Source organism: Bradyrhizobium manausense (assembly GCF_018129685.1).
GTDB classification, from domain to species: Bacteria; Pseudomonadota; Alphaproteobacteria; order Rhizobiales; family Xanthobacteraceae; genus Bradyrhizobium; species Bradyrhizobium manausense_D.
In genome coordinates this window covers 224,185-241,141 of sequence record NZ_JAFCLG010000002.1, presented here as the reverse complement: position 1 = coordinate 241,141, position 16,957 = coordinate 224,185, and the positions used below count along the sequence as shown (strand labels likewise).

Annotated in this window: 21 protein-coding genes; 7 read left to right on the top strand and 14 right to left on the bottom strand. The window is 63.4% G+C overall.

Annotated features, from left to right (window positions below; translation table 11 throughout):
• Window positions 1-12: 12 nt before the first annotated feature.
• From JQ621_RS08765 to JQ621_RS08730, 8 genes are all read right to left on the bottom strand, one after another.
• On the bottom strand, window positions 13-1,896 hold the full coding sequence (locus tag JQ621_RS08765; RefSeq protein WP_212234041.1) for a feruloyl-CoA synthase: 1,884 nt from the start codon (window positions 1,894-1,896) through the stop codon (window positions 13-15).
• Entirely contained in the window at window positions 1,893-2,702 is an 810-nt protein-coding gene (locus JQ621_RS08760) for a crotonase/enoyl-CoA hydratase family protein (RefSeq protein WP_212234040.1), read from the bottom strand. Before JQ621_RS08760 ends, JQ621_RS08765 begins: the two co-directional genes overlap by 4 nt.
• 123 nt (window positions 2,703-2,825) lie before the next feature.
• Window positions 2,826-3,224, bottom strand: coding sequence for a type II toxin-antitoxin system HicB family antitoxin (locus JQ621_RS08755; RefSeq protein WP_212234039.1), 399 nt, complete (start codon window positions 3,222-3,224; stop codon window positions 2,826-2,828).
• A gap of 6 nt (window positions 3,225-3,230) precedes the next feature.
• A complete protein-coding gene (locus JQ621_RS08750) occupies window positions 3,231-3,368 on the bottom strand; it encodes a type II toxin-antitoxin system HicA family toxin (RefSeq protein WP_312015396.1) in 138 nt (45 codons plus the stop codon).
• 95 nt (window positions 3,369-3,463) lie between these two features.
• Window positions 3,464-3,925, bottom strand: coding sequence for a DUF3237 domain-containing protein (locus JQ621_RS08745; RefSeq protein ID WP_212234038.1), 462 nt, complete (start codon window positions 3,923-3,925; stop codon window positions 3,464-3,466).
• Between the two features lie 12 nt (window positions 3,926-3,937).
• Entirely contained in the window at window positions 3,938-5,257 is a 1,320-nt protein-coding gene (locus JQ621_RS08740; protein WP_212234037.1) for a TRAP transporter large permease, read from the bottom strand.
• A 2-nt stretch (window positions 5,258-5,259) separates the two neighbouring features.
• The gene (locus tag JQ621_RS08735) at window positions 5,260-5,769 is read right to left on the bottom strand and encodes a TRAP transporter small permease (RefSeq protein WP_212234036.1); all 510 of its coding nucleotides are present in this window, start codon (window positions 5,767-5,769) and stop codon (window positions 5,260-5,262) included.
• Window positions 5,770-5,989: 220 nt separating this feature from the next.
• Entirely contained in the window at window positions 5,990-7,006 is a 1,017-nt protein-coding gene (locus tag JQ621_RS08730; RefSeq protein WP_212234035.1) for a TRAP transporter substrate-binding protein, read from the bottom strand.
• A 252-nt stretch (window positions 7,007-7,258) separates the two neighbouring features.
• Between JQ621_RS08730 and pobA the strand changes: the two genes are divergently transcribed.
• Both pobA and JQ621_RS08720 read left to right on the top strand, forming a co-directional pair.
• Complete coding sequence (gene pobA, locus JQ621_RS08725) at window positions 7,259-8,428, top strand: 4-hydroxybenzoate 3-monooxygenase (protein WP_212234034.1); 1,170 nt, start codon at window positions 7,259-7,261, stop codon at window positions 8,426-8,428.
• Between the two features lie 235 nt (window positions 8,429-8,663).
• Window positions 8,664-9,083, top strand: a complete 420-nt coding sequence (locus tag JQ621_RS08720) for a PaaI family thioesterase (RefSeq protein WP_212234033.1) — start codon at window positions 8,664-8,666, stop codon at window positions 9,081-9,083.
• Window positions 9,084-9,148: 65 nt separating this feature from the next.
• On the opposite strand, the gene JQ621_RS08715 is transcribed toward JQ621_RS08720, so the two are convergent.
• Window positions 9,149-10,033 carry a LysR family transcriptional regulator gene (locus JQ621_RS08715; protein WP_212234032.1) on the bottom strand — a complete coding sequence of 295 codons (885 nt, stop codon included), beginning with the start codon at window positions 10,031-10,033 and terminating at the stop codon, window positions 9,149-9,151.
• 123 nt (window positions 10,034-10,156) lie between these two features.
• On the opposite strand from JQ621_RS08715, the gene JQ621_RS08710 reads away from it, so the two are divergent.
• The gene (locus JQ621_RS08710) at window positions 10,157-10,786 is read left to right on the top strand and encodes a pyridoxamine 5'-phosphate oxidase family protein (RefSeq protein WP_212234031.1); all 630 of its coding nucleotides are present in this window, start codon (window positions 10,157-10,159) and stop codon (window positions 10,784-10,786) included.
• A 104-nt stretch (window positions 10,787-10,890) separates the two neighbouring features.
• On the opposite strand, the gene JQ621_RS08705 is transcribed toward JQ621_RS08710, so the two are convergent.
• Complete coding sequence (locus JQ621_RS08705; RefSeq protein ID WP_212234030.1) at window positions 10,891-11,976, bottom strand: AbrB family transcriptional regulator; 1,086 nt, start codon at window positions 11,974-11,976, stop codon at window positions 10,891-10,893.
• Window positions 11,977-12,076: 100 nt separating this feature from the next.
• Window positions 12,077-12,355: a PsiF family protein gene (locus JQ621_RS08700; protein WP_212234029.1), complete on the bottom strand. Its 279-nt coding sequence runs from the start codon at window positions 12,353-12,355 to the stop codon at window positions 12,077-12,079.
• 188 nt (window positions 12,356-12,543) lie between these two features.
• Between JQ621_RS08700 and JQ621_RS08695 the strand changes: the two genes are divergently transcribed.
• On the top strand, window positions 12,544-13,044 hold the full coding sequence (locus JQ621_RS08695) for a hypothetical protein (RefSeq protein ID WP_212234028.1): 501 nt from the start codon (window positions 12,544-12,546) through the stop codon (window positions 13,042-13,044).
• A gap of 47 nt (window positions 13,045-13,091) precedes the next feature.
• Here the strand turns inward: JQ621_RS08695 and JQ621_RS08690 are convergent, their stop codons facing one another.
• Window positions 13,092-13,640 (bottom strand): TetR/AcrR family transcriptional regulator, encoded by a 549-nt coding sequence (locus JQ621_RS08690; protein WP_212234027.1) that lies wholly within the window; start codon window positions 13,638-13,640, stop codon window positions 13,092-13,094.
• Window positions 13,641-13,749: 109 nt separating this feature from the next.
• Here JQ621_RS08690 and JQ621_RS08685 point away from each other — a divergent pair, with 109 nt between their 5' ends.
• From JQ621_RS08685 to JQ621_RS08675, 3 genes are all read left to right on the top strand, one after another.
• Window positions 13,750-14,178: an acyl-CoA thioesterase gene (locus JQ621_RS08685; RefSeq protein WP_212234026.1), complete on the top strand. Its 429-nt coding sequence runs from the start codon at window positions 13,750-13,752 to the stop codon at window positions 14,176-14,178.
• Window positions 14,179-14,181: 3 nt separating this feature from the next.
• On the top strand, window positions 14,182-14,658 hold the full coding sequence (locus JQ621_RS08680) for a PaaI family thioesterase (RefSeq protein ID WP_212234025.1): 477 nt from the start codon (window positions 14,182-14,184) through the stop codon (window positions 14,656-14,658).
• A gap of 190 nt (window positions 14,659-14,848) precedes the next feature.
• A complete protein-coding gene (locus JQ621_RS08675) occupies window positions 14,849-15,508 on the top strand; it encodes a DsbA family protein (RefSeq protein WP_212234024.1) in 660 nt (219 codons plus the stop codon).
• Between the two features lie 85 nt (window positions 15,509-15,593).
• Here JQ621_RS08675 and JQ621_RS08670 read toward each other — a convergent pair whose 3' ends face one another.
• Together JQ621_RS08670 and JQ621_RS08665 are read right to left on the bottom strand one after the other, a co-directional pair.
• Window positions 15,594-15,800: a hypothetical protein gene (locus JQ621_RS08670; protein ID WP_212234023.1), complete on the bottom strand. Its 207-nt coding sequence runs from the start codon at window positions 15,798-15,800 to the stop codon at window positions 15,594-15,596.
• Between the two features lie 84 nt (window positions 15,801-15,884).
• Window positions 15,885-16,955: a carboxylesterase family protein gene (locus JQ621_RS08665; RefSeq protein WP_212234022.1), complete on the bottom strand. Its 1,071-nt coding sequence runs from the start codon at window positions 16,953-16,955 to the stop codon at window positions 15,885-15,887.
• Window positions 16,956-16,957: the final 2 nt, after the last annotated feature.

The window sequence follows — 16,957 nt, the reverse complement described above, 5'->3', positions numbered from 1 at the left end:
TCCTTTGATTTCTTAGCCGACCGATATCACACGGTCCGATGGATTGGCAGCGTAGAGCTCGTCGATCAAGGCGGTGCGATGCTCAAGCACGGCGCGCTGGTTGATCGAGCCCTTGTCGGTGACCTCGCCCTTGTCGATCGACAGCGGCGTGTCCATCAGGATCGCGCGCGTGACCCGCGTCGACGAGCCGGTGGCCTGGCTGAGGAAGCGCGTCAGGCGCTCGCGAAAAGCCTCTCTCACCAGGCGATCGCGCGCTGTCACGGCGAGATCGTCGGTCGGCAGCGTCGGGTTGATCAGGCGGCAGCCGTCGAGGTCGAGGATGATGAGCGCGGAGACCTCGTCGCGGTTGATGCCGGCGATGACGACATCGCGCACCAGCGGCGCGCAGGCCGCAGTGAGGCGCGCGCGCAGCGGGCCGACGCTGACCCATGTGCCGCTCGCAAGCTTGAAGTCCTCGCCGATTCGGCCATCGAAATCGAAGCCCGCGTTGAAGTCGTCGGGATCGGCGGGCTTGAGCGCGTCGCCGAGCTTGTAGAATCCCTCCTCGTCGAAGGAGTTCGCGCTGATGTCGGGTTGGCGCCAGTAACCGGGCATGACGTTCGGTCCCTTGGCGCGCACCTCGAGCTTGCCGTTGTTCGGCACCAGCTTGGCATCATTGCCCGAAACGGGAAGGCCGACATGACCGGAACGGCTGGTGCGCGGATTGACCGACATGAAGAACGGCGCGGTCTCGGTCGCGCCGAGGCCGGTCAGCATCGGGACGCGATAGCCTTTTTCCTTCACTGCGAGCTCGTCCAGGCTGTTCCAGACGAATGGCGACAGCGCGGCACCCGAGAAGAACATCGCGTGCAGCCGGTCGAAGAATTTGGCGCGCAGGCCCTGGTCGTCGCGCAAATAGGGCAGGAGCGACTCGTAACCCTTCGGAACGTTGAAATACACCGTCGGCGAAATCTCCTGGAGATTGCGCACGGTCTCCTCGATGCCGCCGGGCATCGGCTTGCCGGCGTCCAGATACATCGAGCCGCCGTTGTAGAGCGTCAGCCCGATATTGTGGTTGCCGCCGAAGGTGTGATTCCAGGGCAGCCAGTCGATGATCACCGGCGGCTCGTCCTTGAGGAAGGCGAGTGTCTCGCGCAGCATCACCTGGTTGGCGCAGATCATGCGCTGGGTGTTGATGACGGCCTTGGGATTACCAGTCGAGCCCGACGTCAGCAGGAATTTTGCGATGGTGTCCGGGCCGATCTTGCCATGCAGCGCGTCGAGGTCGCTGCGAACAGGCGTTGCCATCAGGTCGGCGAGCAGGGTGACGTCGCGGCCCGGCACGTGGCCATAGGACGCGGCGATCTCGGTGCCGAGCGAGACATTGGCAGCCAGCGCGTCCGCGAACTTGTCGGCGTCCTCGGCGAAGACGAGGCCGGGCGTCAGCAGCTTCATCAGGTAGGACAGCTTGCCGTAGTCCTTCGACACCAGCGAATAGGCCGGCGACACCGGGCAGAATGGAACGCCGGCATAGAATGCGCCGAAGGCGAGCAGGGCGTGGTCGATCGAATTGCCGGAGAGGATGACGACCGGCCGCTCCGCCGACAGGCCGCGCCGGATCAGCCCGGAGGCGATATGCCGGCTCGCGGTAAGCAGCTCGGCATAGGTGATCCTGCGCCAGCCGCGGCCGCCCTCGCGCTCCGCCATGAACACGCGGTCTGGTGTCGCCGCGGCCCAGTGATGCAGGCGGTCGGTGATGCGGGCGGGATAATCGCCGAGCGGCTGCTTCGGCCGCAGATAGATCGTGCCGTCGGGACGACGTTCGATGTCGACGACGGGATCGCCAAACGAGATCGGCCGCAGCGGAGAATTGCTCGCGCCGCGCTCTGTGCTGGAAGAGGACGGCTGTGCGCTCATGACTTTGGCTTTACCTTGGCGGTCTTGTGCTCGAGGAATTCGCGGATCCTGCGTTTTGCCTCCTTGTCGCTCTGCGCAACGGTCGCCATCAGCGATTCCATCAGAAGACCGGTCTGCGGATTGGCCTCGGCGATCATCGGCAGCGCCTGGAGCACGGCGAAATTGGTCAGCGGCGCGTTGGAGGCGATCTTGGTGGCGAGCTCCAAAGCCTTAGCTAGGCCGTTGCCTGCGTCCGTCACATATTGCGCAAAGCCGTAGGACGCGCCTTCGGTCGCGCTATAGACGCGCCCGGTCAGCATCATGTCCATCATCCGGGCAACGCCGATCAGGCGCGGCAGCCGCACCGAGCCGCCGCCTCCGACGAAGATGCCGCGCTGTCCCTCGGGCAGCGCGAAATAGGCTGTGGGCTCGGCGACCCGAATGTGGGCGGAGCAGGCCAGCTCCAGCCCGCCGCCGATCACCGCGCCTTTGAGCGCTGCGATCACAGGAACGCGGCTGTACTGGATGCGATCGAACACGCGGTGCCACATCTGAGAATGGAGAAGCCCGCCGGTTGCGTCGTGATCCTGGAGTTCGGAAAGGTCGAGACCGCTGGAGAAATGGTCGCCCATGCCGTGGATGACGACCGCGCCGATGTCGTCAGGCAGGGACGCAAAGCATTCGCCGATCTCAAGGATAATACCGTCGTTGAGCGCATTGCGCTTGGCCGGCCGGTTCAGACCCACGGTCAGAACCCGATCCACCCTCTCGATCTGAAGCAGCCCGGAGGCACCCGCGGCAGCGGTTTCGGCGTTTCCCTGTGTCATTTGCGTCCTTGTCAGAATAGTTATGTTCTATAACGAATTCTGCGGGAGTCAAGGTAGGGACTCCCGAGGCCGCACCGAACGCCAGGTCATCTGGTCCGGCTCCTTCGCGACAGGTTGAGCGCGTCACGCGGCGTCGGTGATCAGTTTCCTGGCGGCCTGAGCAAGCAGGCCCGATCGCGTGTAGCCGTGGGCCTCCGCATATTTGTCGATTTGCTCCAGGACGTCGCCGGGCAGGGTGACATTGACGCGCACGATCTTTGGCTGCTGGTTTTTCACCGACACCAGAATGGCGACGCCTGACCGGTTCTGCGGATCGGACATGATTTCTTCAAGCGACGACGGTTCGGGAATAGCTCCTCCGTCTTCAGCCATGCCTTCGAGATGAAGCGCCAGCGCTTCCTCGGCCATGTCGCGCGCTTCGTCGAGCGTGGTTCCTGCGGTCACGACACCCGGCAGATCGGGAAACGATACGCCGAAATCACTATCGGCATCCTTGTGAATCAACGCAATGTAATGGCGCATGGCGCTTTACCTCAGCTTCAGGCCGGATTGCCGCTCGATGCTCTTCAGCGTCCCGAGCGGGATGTCCCGCTTTGGATGAGGGACCGTGACGCGGCCTGGTTTCCTCGGGTGCTTGAATTGGACGTGGCTGCCTTTTTGAGCCACTTGGGCCTAGCCGTCTCCCTGAAGGGCCGAAATGATATCCCGGCTATTCATGATGTGTATTTATACACATTGGCGTGGATTGGTCAATCCGAAGTTCACACCACCTGATGCACGTCGATCACGACCCGGTCGGCATGCCGCGCCGCGGAGCCGACAAAGATGTGCTCCATCAGCCAGCGGTACGTCTCGTGCCCCGTCTCGAATTTCGGCACGGTGCGGAAATAGATCAGCTTGGGGTCAACGGGCTCGCCGCGCTTGAGCTTCTGCAGCAGTTCGACCGGGCCGAAGCGCATGCCCTTGTTCTCGACATAGACGGTCGCGCCGTCGTCGGTCTCGAATGCGTATTTCGCCTCGAGGTCGATCAGCTCATTGGGGCGGATGGTCTGGAAGTCGGCGCCGAACGGCAGCACCTTGCCTGATATCGCACCCTTCACCTCGCCGCCGATGATCGGGATGATGCGGCGGACGCCGATGCCGGTTTCGCCGGCAGTGATGACGTCGCCGATTTTCGCGGTGATGGTGAAGACGTATTTCGTCTCGAGCATCGGTGTGGTCATCGCTTCACCTCTTTAATGCGCCATCATCCGCGTCGGCAGCCAGGTCGCCAGCAACGGGAAGGCGATCAGGATCACGAGGCGCACCAGGTCGGTCGCCACGAACGGGATCACGCCCTTGAAGATCGTGGAGAAGGACACGTCCTTGACCACGCTCTTGATGACAAAGACGTTCATGCCGACCGGCGGATGGATCAGGCCGAGCTCGACGGTCATCACGATGATGACGCCGAACCAGATCGGGTCAAAACCCAGATGCGTGATGACCGGAAAGATGATCGGCACGGTCAGGATGATCATCGCCATCGCGTCCATCAGGCAGCCGAGCACGAGATACATCACCATGATCAGCGCCAGCACGCCGTAGGGGCCGAGGCCGAGCCCGGTGAGGAACTCCGTCACCTTTTGCGGCGTCTGCGTCACCGTCAGGAAGTAGCCAAATATCAGCGCGCCGATCAGCACGGTAAACACCGCCGCCGCAGTGCGCGTCGCCTGCAGCAGCGAGGCCAAAATCTTCTCGCGATCGAGCCTGCCGGTAACGACGCCGATGATGAACGCGCCGGTGGCGCCGACCCCGCCGGCCTCGGTCGGCGTGAAGCGCGGCAGGAACGGCAGGCCGTAAAGGCCGCCGATCACGAACACGAACAGCAGCACCGGAGCCCAGATGTCTTTCAGGCCGGCAAAGCGCTCGCGCCACGGCAGCACCTTGCCCTTGGGCAGGAAGTTGGGCCGGAAATAGCCGATCAGGAAGATCGTGATCATGTACATGGTCATCGCCAGCAGGCCCGGGATGATGCCGGCGATGAAGAGTTTTCCGATGTCCTGCTCGGTGATGATGCCGTAGACCGCAAGCACGGTAGACGGCGGCAGCATCGCCCCCAGCGTGCCGCCGGCCGCGATCACGCCGGTTGCAAAGGACTGCGGATATCCGAAGCGGCGCATCTCGGGATAGGCCACGGCGGAGAAGGTCGCGGCGGTCGCGACCGACGAGCCGCAGATCGCGGCAAAGCCGCCGCAGGCGCCGACGGTGGCAATGCCAAGCCCGCCGCGCAAATGTCCGACAAAGCCGTTGGCGGCGCGGAACAGCTCGCGGCTCATGCCGGAATTGCTGACGAAGGAGCCCATCAGCAGGAACATCGGAATGACGCCGAACGTGTAGTCGGTGACCGTGCGCATCGAGGTCTGACCGACCAGCTTCAGCGCCGGCGTTGCACCGACGAGGTAAGAGAAGCCGGAGACGCCGACGAGGCCCATGGCCATGCCGACCGGCACGCGCAGCAACATCAGGCCGAACAGGGAAAGGAAGCCGATAACGGCGACGGCATCGGTGCTCATGATTACTCCGTCGCCTTCAGCTCGGGGTCGTGCATGTCTTCGGGATGGAAGATCAATCGGTAGGTGCGGATCGCGATCAGCAGCACGGCGGAGACGTCGCCGATCCAGGCGATCGCGAAGAACGGCCAGGTCGGCATGTGCATATCAAAAGTCTGGACGTTGTCGTTGTAAGTGCCGCGCACCTTGTCGAACAGCGTCCAGGTTTGCACGGTGACGACGAACAGCAGCACAAGCGTCGCGAACACGTCGATCCAGCGTTGATATCGCGGCCCGACATTGCCCCAGACCAGGTCGACCGTGATGTGCGTGCCACGATAGGAGGTCGCGGCAATGCCCCAGAATATCAGGATCCCGAGCAGCATGCGACCGATGTCGAATGAGTCGGGGATCGAATAGTTCAGCGTGTTGCGCAGCAACACCGACAGGAAGATGTCGAGCGCGACGATGCCGACGAACGCGGCGGCGATCCATTCGATCGAATCGATGACGCGGTCCATCCAGGAGCGCTTCATGGGTGTGTCCTAAGTGATGTCATTCTCGTTCTCGACCGGGCTGCGGTTCTTGGCCTCTCCCCGCGTGCGGGGAGAGGCCGCATCGCATCGGAGATGCGATGCGGGTGAGGGGGACTCTCCGCGAGTCCATCTGTCACCATTCTTGCGGAAGCAGCCCCTCACCCCAACCCTCTCCCCTAAGGACGGGCAGAGGGGAGGAGAGACCGATCGCGTCGCGCCGTCACTCCGCCAGCGCGTTGTACTTCTTCAGCGACGCCTTCAGCTCGCTGAGCGTTGCGTCCGGATCGACGCCGGCCTTTTTGGCGCCGTCACCCCAGGTCTTGACCAGCGGTTCGGCCGCCTTCTTCCAGGCGGCGGTCTGGTCCGGCGTCAGCTTGTAGACCTCGTGGCCCTCTTCCGCCTTCACCTTGTCGACGCCCGCATCCTCGAACTTGCCCCAGTGCTCGCCGACCACGCCGGACATCTCGGTCGAGCAGTTCTTGTCGATCGCGGCCTTCTGCTTGTCGGACATCGCATTGTACTTGTCCTTGTTCATCACGAACACGAACGTCGTGGTGTAGAGCGGGGCTTCCATATGGTACTTCGTCACCTTGTCGATGCCGAACAGCACCAGCGAGCCCCAGGGGAACGTCACGCCGTCGGCGACGCCGCGCTCGATGATGTCGCGCACTTCGGGCGCGGAGGATTGCACGTTGGTGCCGCCGAGCGCGGTGACGAAGTTGGCCATGGTGGCGTGGGCCGGGCGGATCTTCATGCCCTTCACGTCTTCCGGCATCGCGATCTTCTTGGCCTTTGAATGGAACGAGGAGGGCGAGTGGACGAAGGCGAGGCAATATTTGACGTCCTTCATCTCCTTCTCGGCATATTTGCGGTACCAGGCGTCAAGACCCTCCGAACCGCCCTTGGCGTCCGAGATCAGGAACGGCAATTCGCCGGCGCCGATGATCGGGAAGCGGCCGGGCTGGTAGCCGGGATTGACGTAGGTGACGTCGGCGATGCCGTCGCGCGCCATGTCGTAGTGGTCGAAAGCCTTGCCGAGTTGCTGGGCCGGAAACACCTTGCCCGTGATGGTGCCGCCGGAATCCTTGTTCACCGCGGCCACCCAGTCTTCCAGGGACTTTTGCAGCGGGTGCGATGCCGGTACCCAGTGCGAGACCTTCAGGTCGACGGTCTTGTCCTGCGCGAATGCAGGTGTCACGCTTGCTGCCAGCAGCAAAGCCAGACAGGCTTTCCTCATCACGTGTCTCTCCCTCTTTGTGACGGCGGGCTTCGATGGCCCGGCCTCGTTATTTAACATGTTATCTAATTTGTCGGCGCGTTCAAGCTGGAACAGGTGCGTCGTCTATGCCAGCGATGTTGCATGGATTTGTCGCCGCCCCGGCGACCGGCTCCCCCTTTTGCCCAACCGTTATATGATATAATTATCCTGCGCGGATCAACGCGACAAGCAAGCCGCGACCAAAGCCTATACGATCGGGAGGGGCAAGTATTGCGGACAAAGGTCGCAATCATCGGGGCCGGGCCGGCCGGATTGTTGCTTGGGCAACTTCTGCACAAATACGGCATCGACAATTTCATTCTCGAGCGGCAAAGCCCGGATTACGTGCTCAGCCGCATTCGCGCCGGGCTCCTGGAGGAAGGAACGGTCGGACTGCTCGATCAGATCGGCGCCGGCGCACGGGCCCATGCCGAAGGCCTGATCCATGAAGGCATCGAACTCGCCTTTGACGGCCGGCGTCATCGCATCGACATGAAGGCTGCCACCGGCAAGACGGTCATGATCTATGGCCAGACCGAGGTCACGCTCGACCTGATGAATGCGCGGAAAGCAGCCGGTCTCACCACGGTCTATGAAGCCAGGGATGTGCAGCCGCATGATTTCGATGGTGGTCACCCGCGCGTAACCTGGGTCAAGGACGGTGTCACCCACACGCTCGATTGCGATTTCATTGCCGGCTGCGACGGTTTTCACGGCGTCAGCCGCGCCAGCGTCCCGGCTTCGGCCATCGAAGAGTTCGAGCGGGTCTATCCGTTCGGTTGGCTCGGCATCCTCTCCGAGACGCCGCCGGTAAGCCACGAGCTGATCTATTCCAACCACGCCCGCGGATTTGCGCTGTGCACCATGCGGTCGATGAAGCGCAGCCGGCATTACGTGCAATGTTCTCTCGACGACCATGTCGACCAATGGCCAGACGACCGTTTCTGGGACGAGCTGAAGCGACGGCTCGATCAGCAGGCCGCCGACACCCTCATCGCCGGGCCCTCGATCGAGAAGAGCATTGCGCCGTTGCGCAGCTTCGTCGCCGAGCCGATGCGCTTCGGCAAGCTGTCCCTGTGCGGCGATGCTGCCCACATCGTGCCGCCGACCGGCGCCAAGGGGCTCAATCTCGCTGCGAGCGATGCACATTACCTGTCGAGCGCGCTGCGCGAATTCTACGACGAGAAATCCAGCGCCGGCATCGATGCCTATTCCGCCAAGGCGCTGGCGCGCGTCTGGAAGGCCGTGCGCTTCTCCTGGTGGATGACCTCGATGCTGCACAAATTCCCCGACAATGGCAGCATCGGCGCGCGTATCCAGGTCGCCGAGCTCGACTACGTTACGCAATCGCAGGCGGCGATGACGTCGCTGTCGGAAAATTATGTGGGGTTGCCGTTTTAGAACGGCGGTGACGGTGCCGTAGGGTGGGCAAAGGCGCTGAGCGCCGTGCCCACCATCTCTTCACCATTGAGAGAGTTGGTGGGCACGCTCCGCTTTGCCCACCCTACGGCTCTGTCATTGCGGCCCGCCCGTTTTTAACATCCGCGCAAATCCCGTTTAAAACTTTGTAATTGATGCGCCCGTCACGTCCATCGCGTTCAATGGCGATAACAATTGCAACGGACGCGAGATACGCATGACCGACAGTACCATCCCCGAGGGCTTCGAGCCGTTGTCGCGCAAGAGCCCCATGACCGAACCCTGGGAGCCGCTCTACGCAAAGAAAACCGACCGCGCCGTCATCATCGGTCTGCGGCTGGCAAAGCCGCACACCAACGGCCGTGGCTTGATCCATGGCGGCCTCATTGCCGCGCTCGCCGACAATGCCATGGGCTATAGCTGCGCGCAGGCGACAGGCTGGACCACGTCGTACGTCACGATTTCCTTGTCGATCGATTTCGTCGGCTCGGCCGAGATCGGGCAGTGGTGTTCGATCGAGAGCGATGTGATCAAGACCGGCAAGACGATCTGCTTCGCTCAGAGCCTGATCAAGGCTGACGGTGTCGTGATCGCGCGCGCCAGTGGCACGTTCCGCGTGGTGCCGAAGAAGAGTTAGCTCGCTCTCGTCACCCGGCTCTGCGTCGCGTCATTTCATGCCGCGCCGCGTCCGGGACACGAGAGTTACCCAAACCTCCACTCCGTCGTCTCCACCACGAGATCAATGAACGCGCGCACCTTGGCCGAGAGCAGGCGCGAGGTCGGATAGACGATGTGGATCGGCAGCGCCGGCTGCTCGTATCTTGCCAGCAGAATCTTGAGCCGCCCGCGCTTCAGGCCCTCGGCGGCCTGATAGGCCAGCACGCGCGTGATGCCGCCCCCGGCCTCGGCATATTGCAGCGCCGCGTCGGCACTGTTGCTGGTGAAGCGCGGAGACGGCGTCACCTCGATATCGCGTCCGTCCTGCGTGAAGCGCCACGCTGTCGCGGGACCGAACAGGATCGTCAGATGCTCGGCCAGCGCCTCCGGCGTCTTCGGCTCGCCATGGCGCTTCAAATAGCCTGGCGCTGCCACCGTGATCCGCCGCATCTCCCCGACCTGGCGCGCGACCAATGAGGAATCGGCGAGATGGCCGATCCGCACCGCGGCATCGACAGCGTCCTCCACAAGGCTGACGAGGTTGTCGGACAGCCTGAGTTCACAGGCCACTTCGGGATAGCGCTTGAGATAGTCGGTCATCACAGGGCCGACGTGCAGCCGGCCGAAGCCGACCGGCGCCGATACCACGAGACGCCCGCTCGGCCGGTTGCGCTCCTCCCGCGCCGAGCCATCGGCCTCCTCGACGTCGGCGAGGATCCGCCGGGCGCGCTCCAGATAGCGCGTGCCGACGTCGGTCAATCTCACCTGCCGCGTCGTCCGCTGCAGCAGCCGCGCGCCGAGATGGTCTTCAAGCGCTGCGATCAGCCGCGTCACCGCCGAAGGTGACAGCCGCAGCTTGCGCGCCGCCGGCGCAAAGCCGCGCAAATCGGCGACGGTGACGAAGACATGCATGGCTTCGAGGCGGTCCATTGCATTATTGCATATAGTGCAATGATGAAGTGTCAAGGGGGCTGATTGTTTTGAAGGCTGGAAGGTCCATCTTGTCGGTTGAAAACACGCAGCAATGCGCCGGATTTTTCAGGAGATGTTCCGATGACCGCAGTTCACACCTACGCCAGCGATGTTGCCTTCACCCCCGCGGTGAAAGCGATCCAGGCGCGCAAGGGCTCACGCGAGGCCTATGGCCGCGTCGAGCAGCGCGGCTGGCGTACCGAGGTCGACGAGAACCTCGAAGCCTTCCTCGCCGATGCCAACAGCTTCTATCTTGCGACCGCCTCGGCAGACGGACAGCCTTATATCCAGCACCGCGGTGGCCCGAAGGGCTTTCTGAAGGTGCTGGACAAGCAGACGCTTGCCTTTGCCGACTATGCCGGCAACCAGCAATATCTGACCCAGGGCAATCTCTCCGAGAACCCCAAGGCCTACATCTTTGTGATGGACTACGCCCATCGCCGTCGGGTGAAGATCTGGGGCGAGGGGCGCGTGGTCGAGGACGACGATGCGCTGACGGACGCGCTGATGCCGAAGGGTTACCGGGCGCGGCCCGAGCAGGTCATCCTGTTCAAGATCGCGGCCTGGGACACCAACTGTCCGCAGCACATACCGCAGAAGTTCGACGCTCCGGATGTGGCGGCGGCGCTGGCCGCAAGAGATCAGCGGATCACGGAGCTCGAGGCGCAGCTTGCGGCGCTGAAGGGGCCGCCGACGGCGGAGGGCGGCTAAAGCGCGATGGAGTCAGGTTCGATCGGCGTCGGGATCACCTCTCCCTGCGGGAGAGGTGATCTGAGCTCTCGGTTCGCATCGATTCAACCAAAACACATCATGCTTTAGTCGTCCACGTCGTCCTGTGTGCGGCCAAACAGGTGGACGATGCCGGGCGTCGCGATGGTCACGAACACGAAGCGCGAGAGGTGGTGGGCGCCGACGAAGATCGGGTCGATATGGAGAGTGAGCGCCAGCGCCAGCATCGCGTCCATCGCGCCGGGCGCAAAGGCCACGACGACGTCGGAGATTCTCACTTGCGTGGTGAGCGCGACGATGCCGACGAAGATGGCGGAGACGGCGATCGCCACGGCAAAGGAGCCCAGCGCGGCATTGATGTGGCCGGCCAGCGTCTTGATCCGCATCCGGGCGAAGCGGCTGCCGATCAATGCACCGATACCCACCAGTGCCACGCCGCGCACCCAGTTCGGCAGGCCGCCTTCGACCCAGCCCGCGCCATGCATCACGCTGGAGGCGATCATCGCCCCGAACATCCAGCTCGCCGGAAACTTGATCAGCCGCAGCACAAGCGATGCAGCCAGCGAGGCGGCGGTCAATTCAAGAAGGTCGAGCGGCGAGGCAATCGTCGTCGTCAGCGAAGGTGCAACGGAGGGCGCGACGCCTGCGATTGCCAGAACCATCGGTAGCGCCGCGGTGAGGATGATGACGCGCATCGTCTGCACCACGGCGATGCCCGGCAGGTCGGCGCCGCGCTCGACCGCCAAAATCGAGATCTGCGACAAGGCACCGGGGCTGCCGGCGAGGAAGGCCGAGGTGCGGTCCCAGCCGTGAACGCGCTGGAGGTAATAGCTCGAGCCGAAGGTCGAACAGAAGGTGGCGAGCGCCAGCAGCCCGATTGTCAGCGGATAGGCGCTGACCTGCTCGATCAAATGGCGCGAAATCACGGAGCCCAGCGAGATGCCGAGCAGCACAAGCACGGTTTGTGTCAGGAGCGGTGGGACCGAAAGCTGGCGTCCGGCGATCGCGGCGATCCCAACCGCGATCATCGATCCCGAGATCAACCCGCCCGGCAAGCCCGCAGCCAGGAATGCCAGGCCGCCGGCGGCGCCGATGACGAGCGTCTCCAAGGTGCTCAAAACCTTGGCACGGCTCGGCCATTCAAACGACAGGGAGGCGGTGATTTGCTTCACACCACCTTATTGCAAATCGGCGAGAGGCGCACAATTGCGGGCTCGTCATGCCGCAATGCGTGCACCTCCCGCCAAAGGCGAGCGGCGAATTGTGACGGATTTACTTCTTGTCGGCGGCAGCGGGGGCCGGCGCAGCGCCGCCCTTCGCGGTCTTGATGCAATCGGAGCGGAATTTCTTGCGCTCCTTGCCGTGCAGACCCTTGGCATCCGCCTGCTTCGAGCATTCAAGCGACTCGGCCGAGTGCTCCTTCGGCGCCTTCTTGTCGGCGGTCATGGCAGTATCAGTCTTGGCGGCGGGCGCCGCGGTCTGGGCGAAGGCGTTGCCGGCGGCGAACAGGGAGGCAATGGCGACGACAGCGAGGCGGGAGGCGAGGGTCATGGTGTTCCACTCTTCTTGCGAGAATTGCGAAGGGGCGCAAACCTCGGCCCGCATTGCTGAACGCGACATGAATAACCTGAACGGCGGGGCCACTATATTTTTGCCCCAACCGCCATCGCTTTCTTGTCGTAAGTCGCCGGCACGCTAGGATAGCAATCCTCGTTTTGCTTCCCTGAGGGAGACCAAGGATGACCATTCAAGCCAAATTGTTGTGTGCAATTGCGGTGTCGGGATTTGCCGCGCTGGTGGCGAGCGCACCGGCCCAGGCGTTGACCTCGCAGGAGTGCAGCGCGAAATACCAGGCCGCCAAGAAGGACGGCTCGCTCGGCACCATGAAGTGGAATGACTTCCGCAAGGCCCAGTGCGGCGCCGACGCGACGCCCGCGGCCGCACCGACCGCGGCTGCTCCGGCGGCACCCCCGCCTGCTCCCGCACCGACCGCGACGGCGAAGAAGGAAGCCGCCCCAGCAGCTGCCCCGGCGCCGACCCTGCCGGCCGGCCCCGCGATCTTTCCGAACGCGGTCGATCCGAAATACGCCAAGGAAACTGCTGGCAAGGCACGCATGCACACCTGCGTCGATCAGTACAATGCCAACAAGACCACCAACGGCAATGGCGGCATGAAGTGGATCGAGAAGGGCGGCGGCTATTACAGCGAATGCAACAAGAAGCTGAAGGGCGCCGCCTGAGCTTCGATCTGATGCGACGGCCGGAGCTGTAGCTCCGGCCATTTTGCTCAGTCGAGCAGTTTCTCGGCCGATTTCGCCACGAGCTGTGACCGCTTGCGCGGGCCTCGCTCGACGAACAGCAGGCTCTGGCCGAAGATAAAGCAGTAGAACAGGAAGGCCTGCGCCTCGGCCTCCTCGGCGGCGAAGCCGGTCGCGCGGTAGAGTTCGGCGACGTGCTTGAGTCGCGCCGCATCGACACTTGCTGCAGCCGCCGCAGCGCTCTCGTCGGAGCGGGCCCACTGTCGGATTGCAAGCTCGATCGCCATGCCTTCCGGATTGAGCCGTTCGGAATAGAGCTGGATCACCGCCCTGAGCCGCTCGCGGGGGTCTTGGCCGTCGAGGCTGGTTTGCTCTGCGATTGACGCCGAACGTCCCTCCCGCCAATGCAGCAGCATCGCCTCGAGCAGCGCGCCGCGATCGGCGAAGCGGCGGTAGAAGCCGCCCTTGGTGACGCCCAAATTTTTCGCGAGCACCTCGACCCGCACGCCATCGATGCCCGTGCGGGCCAGCTGCTTGAACCCGGCCTCGATCCAGGCATCGCCCCTGCCGTCATTCATGAAGAAGGTCTCACCAGTTCTTGATACGGTGCCGTATTGCTAACGCGTCCCGCGCCTGATACGCTACCGTATCAGGATAAAAGATCTGACAGACGGGCAGGGAATGGCGATGGAGCAGGAAGTGACCTATCGCGGGACGGTCTATCCGTGGCACTGCGATCACGTCGGCCACATGAACATCATGTGGTATGTCGGCAAGTTCGACGAAGCCAACTGGAATTTTTTCGCCCGGCTCGGGCTGACACCAAGCTATCTGCGCTTGTCCGGCCGCGGCATGGCGGCGGTGCAGCAGAACATCACCTACAACCGCGAGCTTCTCGCAGGCGATATCGTCGAGATCCGCAGCCACTTGCTCGAAATTCGCGACAAATCGATCCGGTTCCGCCATGACATGGCGAATGCCGAGAACGGCGAGACGGCTGCATTTTGCGAAATCACGGGCGTGCATATGGACCGCGGCTTGCGAAAATCCGCGCCGTTCCCGGATGCGATCCGCGTGGCCGCGCTGAAATATCTCATCGAACCGATCGGAGCCTGAGGCATGGCCGCATTCGTGCCTAAAAATCCAGGCTATCGCGCGGCGGCGGTCGCGTTGTTGGACGGACAGCCGGCGATGCGGGCGCTTGGCATCGTCCTCGTTCGCCTGGCGCCGGGCGAGGTCGAACTCGCCATGCTGCATTCGCCGGCGTTGACCCAGCAGAACGGCTTTGTCCATGCCGGCATCGTCACCGCCGGGCTCGACAACGCCTGCGGTGTGGCCGCGTTCACGCTGATGCCCTCCGAGGCCGATATCCTCACCGTCGAATTCAAGACCACGCTGCTCGCACCTGCCCGGGGCGAGCGTTTTGTGTTCAAGGCCGAGGTGGTCAAGCCTGGCCGAACGCTCACGTTCTGCGAAGCCAGGGCCTATGCCGAGCATGGCGGCAAGATCACGCTCATCGCCACCATGACCGGCACGCTGATGGCGATGCTGCCGCGCGTTGCGGTCTCGCACGAGCCGCGCGCGTCCCGCGCCTAGCGGCAATTGACAAGCCTCGCGGCGCTCAGGCATCGCCATGAGCCTGAACGCGATGGTGACCTCGTTTCCGGTGCCGATAGCGGGGACGCTTCTGGCGCGATGACATCGCGCCCGCGACACTCTATATGGTCGGTAACATTTCCCGGTTCCGAGCCGTATTTGCTGCGATGGGACCGAAACGGGACAAGATATGACTAAGTTCAGGACTAACGGCTTTGTGCCGACGCGCCGTGCGGCTCTGACATTGATTGGGGCCAGCGCCCTCGCGGCCGGTGGCATCACTTTGGCGCGCGCAGCCACCGGCGACGACGAGGTGCTGACCGAAGCCAAGGTGCTGCGCGATCCCGATGTCCCCGTTGCCGGCAATCCCAATGGCAACATCAGCATCATCGAGTGGTCGGACTATAACTGCCCCTATTGCCGCAAGCTCGAGCCGGAGCTGCGCCAGGTCATCCAGGACGACGGCAAGGTCAGGCTGGTGTTGAAGGACTGGCCGATCCTCGGGCCGGTCTCGGTGACGGCCGCGCGGATCGCCCTCGCGGCGAAGTACCAGGACAAGTATCACAAGGCCCACGATGCCATGATGGGCGTCAGCTCGCGCCTGACCGAGTCGCGCATCAACGAGCTGCTCGCCGCCGCCGGCGTCGACATGGACCGTCTCAAGAGCGACCTCACCTCGCACGGCAAGGACATCGACGCGATCCTCAAGCGCAACAACGAGCAGGCTGAAGCCTTCGGCTTCAACGGCACGCCATCCTTCATTGTCGGCAAGTACCGCGTGCCGGGCGTGCTCAGCATGGCGCAGTTCGAGCAGGTTATTGCCGACGCCCGCAAGGCCAAGATGAACTGACGCGGGTTCGCAACGGATCATGCTCAAGACGAAGGCGCCGCCGCGGACCCGCGACGGCGCCTTGTTCATGTTTGGTCGATCGAGATTACTTCGACGAGATCCGGACCCAGTCCTTGTGCGCGCGATCCTGCAACGCGATCCAGTCGGCCTTTGCGACATCCCAGTTCACGATGGTGCGATTGGCGGTCGCGACCTCGCCATTGGCGACCGACGAGGTCTGCATGGAGTCATAGACATACACGCCGCAGCCGAGCAGCAGCGCACCCAAAATCATTCCAAAAAAAGTCTGCATGGCAACCCTCCGGTGTGTCGGGCGGATAACGTCGGCCCGGAGTGATGGTTCCGCGACAGTGCGGCGCAGGTAAGGTCGGTTCGTTCACGCCCCGTTCAGCCACTTCAGCAGCTCCGCGTTGATCTCGCGTGGATAGGTGTGACTGAGATCGTCGATTTCGCGGTAGGTGACATCGGCGCCGGCAGCAGCGAGCGCGCCCTGAGTCTGCCGCGCGGTCTGCACCGGAAACATCCAATCGAGCTTGCCGTGGGTGATGAAAACAGGCAGGCGTTGCAGGCGCGTGTGGTCGGCCATCTCCGCCATCAGCGGATGGAAGGTCGCGGAGACCGGTGCGAGGTGTGTAAAGGGCGAGGCACCGTCGAGCCCGCTGACATAGCAGAAGGTGCCACCGTCGCTCATGCCGGTCAGCAGCATGCGCGAGGCGTCAATTGTCCAGCGGCCGCGCACGGCCTCGAGGATGCGCATCAGGTTCGGCGTGTCGGCGTCGTCGCCCATCAGCGCCCAGGTCTGCCCGGTCGCGGTCGGCGCCACCAGGATGGCGCCATTGCTGCGCGCATCCCGCAGCCAGCTCCACAGGAAACCGCGGCCATTGCCGCTGCCGCCATGCAGCGCCATCACCAGCGGCCAGCTTCGATCGGGCGTGTAATATTCGGGGACATACACTGAGAAGCCGCCGCGGCTGCCGGGTTCGTTATGATCGTGGAAGATGCCGGTGTCTTGGCTTGCGCCGATTTCGAGCCGTGCCAGCAACTCCTCATTGTCGCGGTTGTGAGCGTCGAGAAAGAAGCTGCTGACCGGCGGAAACTGCGCCGACAGCGGATAAAGCGCCTCCTGCGCGCGCGGGAAGTGGCGCAGTGCGCGGAACACCGCGACGAGATCGCCATTGCCACGCTCGACCTCGCGGATGCCGGCAAAGGCCGATAGTGTCTCGTTGCAGGCGACATCGAGCCGTTCGCGCAATCCGGCGAACCGCTCCGGCCACGCGCCGGTCGTTGAATGCGCGGAATGGAGTGCATCATCCGGCGCGCCGATCGCCTGCATCACCGAGCCGAAAGCCGGCGGGTGCAAGTGCCGGGCGACATAGCCGAGCGCTTCCAGCGCGTTCAGCAATGGCGGCAGCACGGCCACGATGTCGTCAACGACGGCCTCGGTCATTG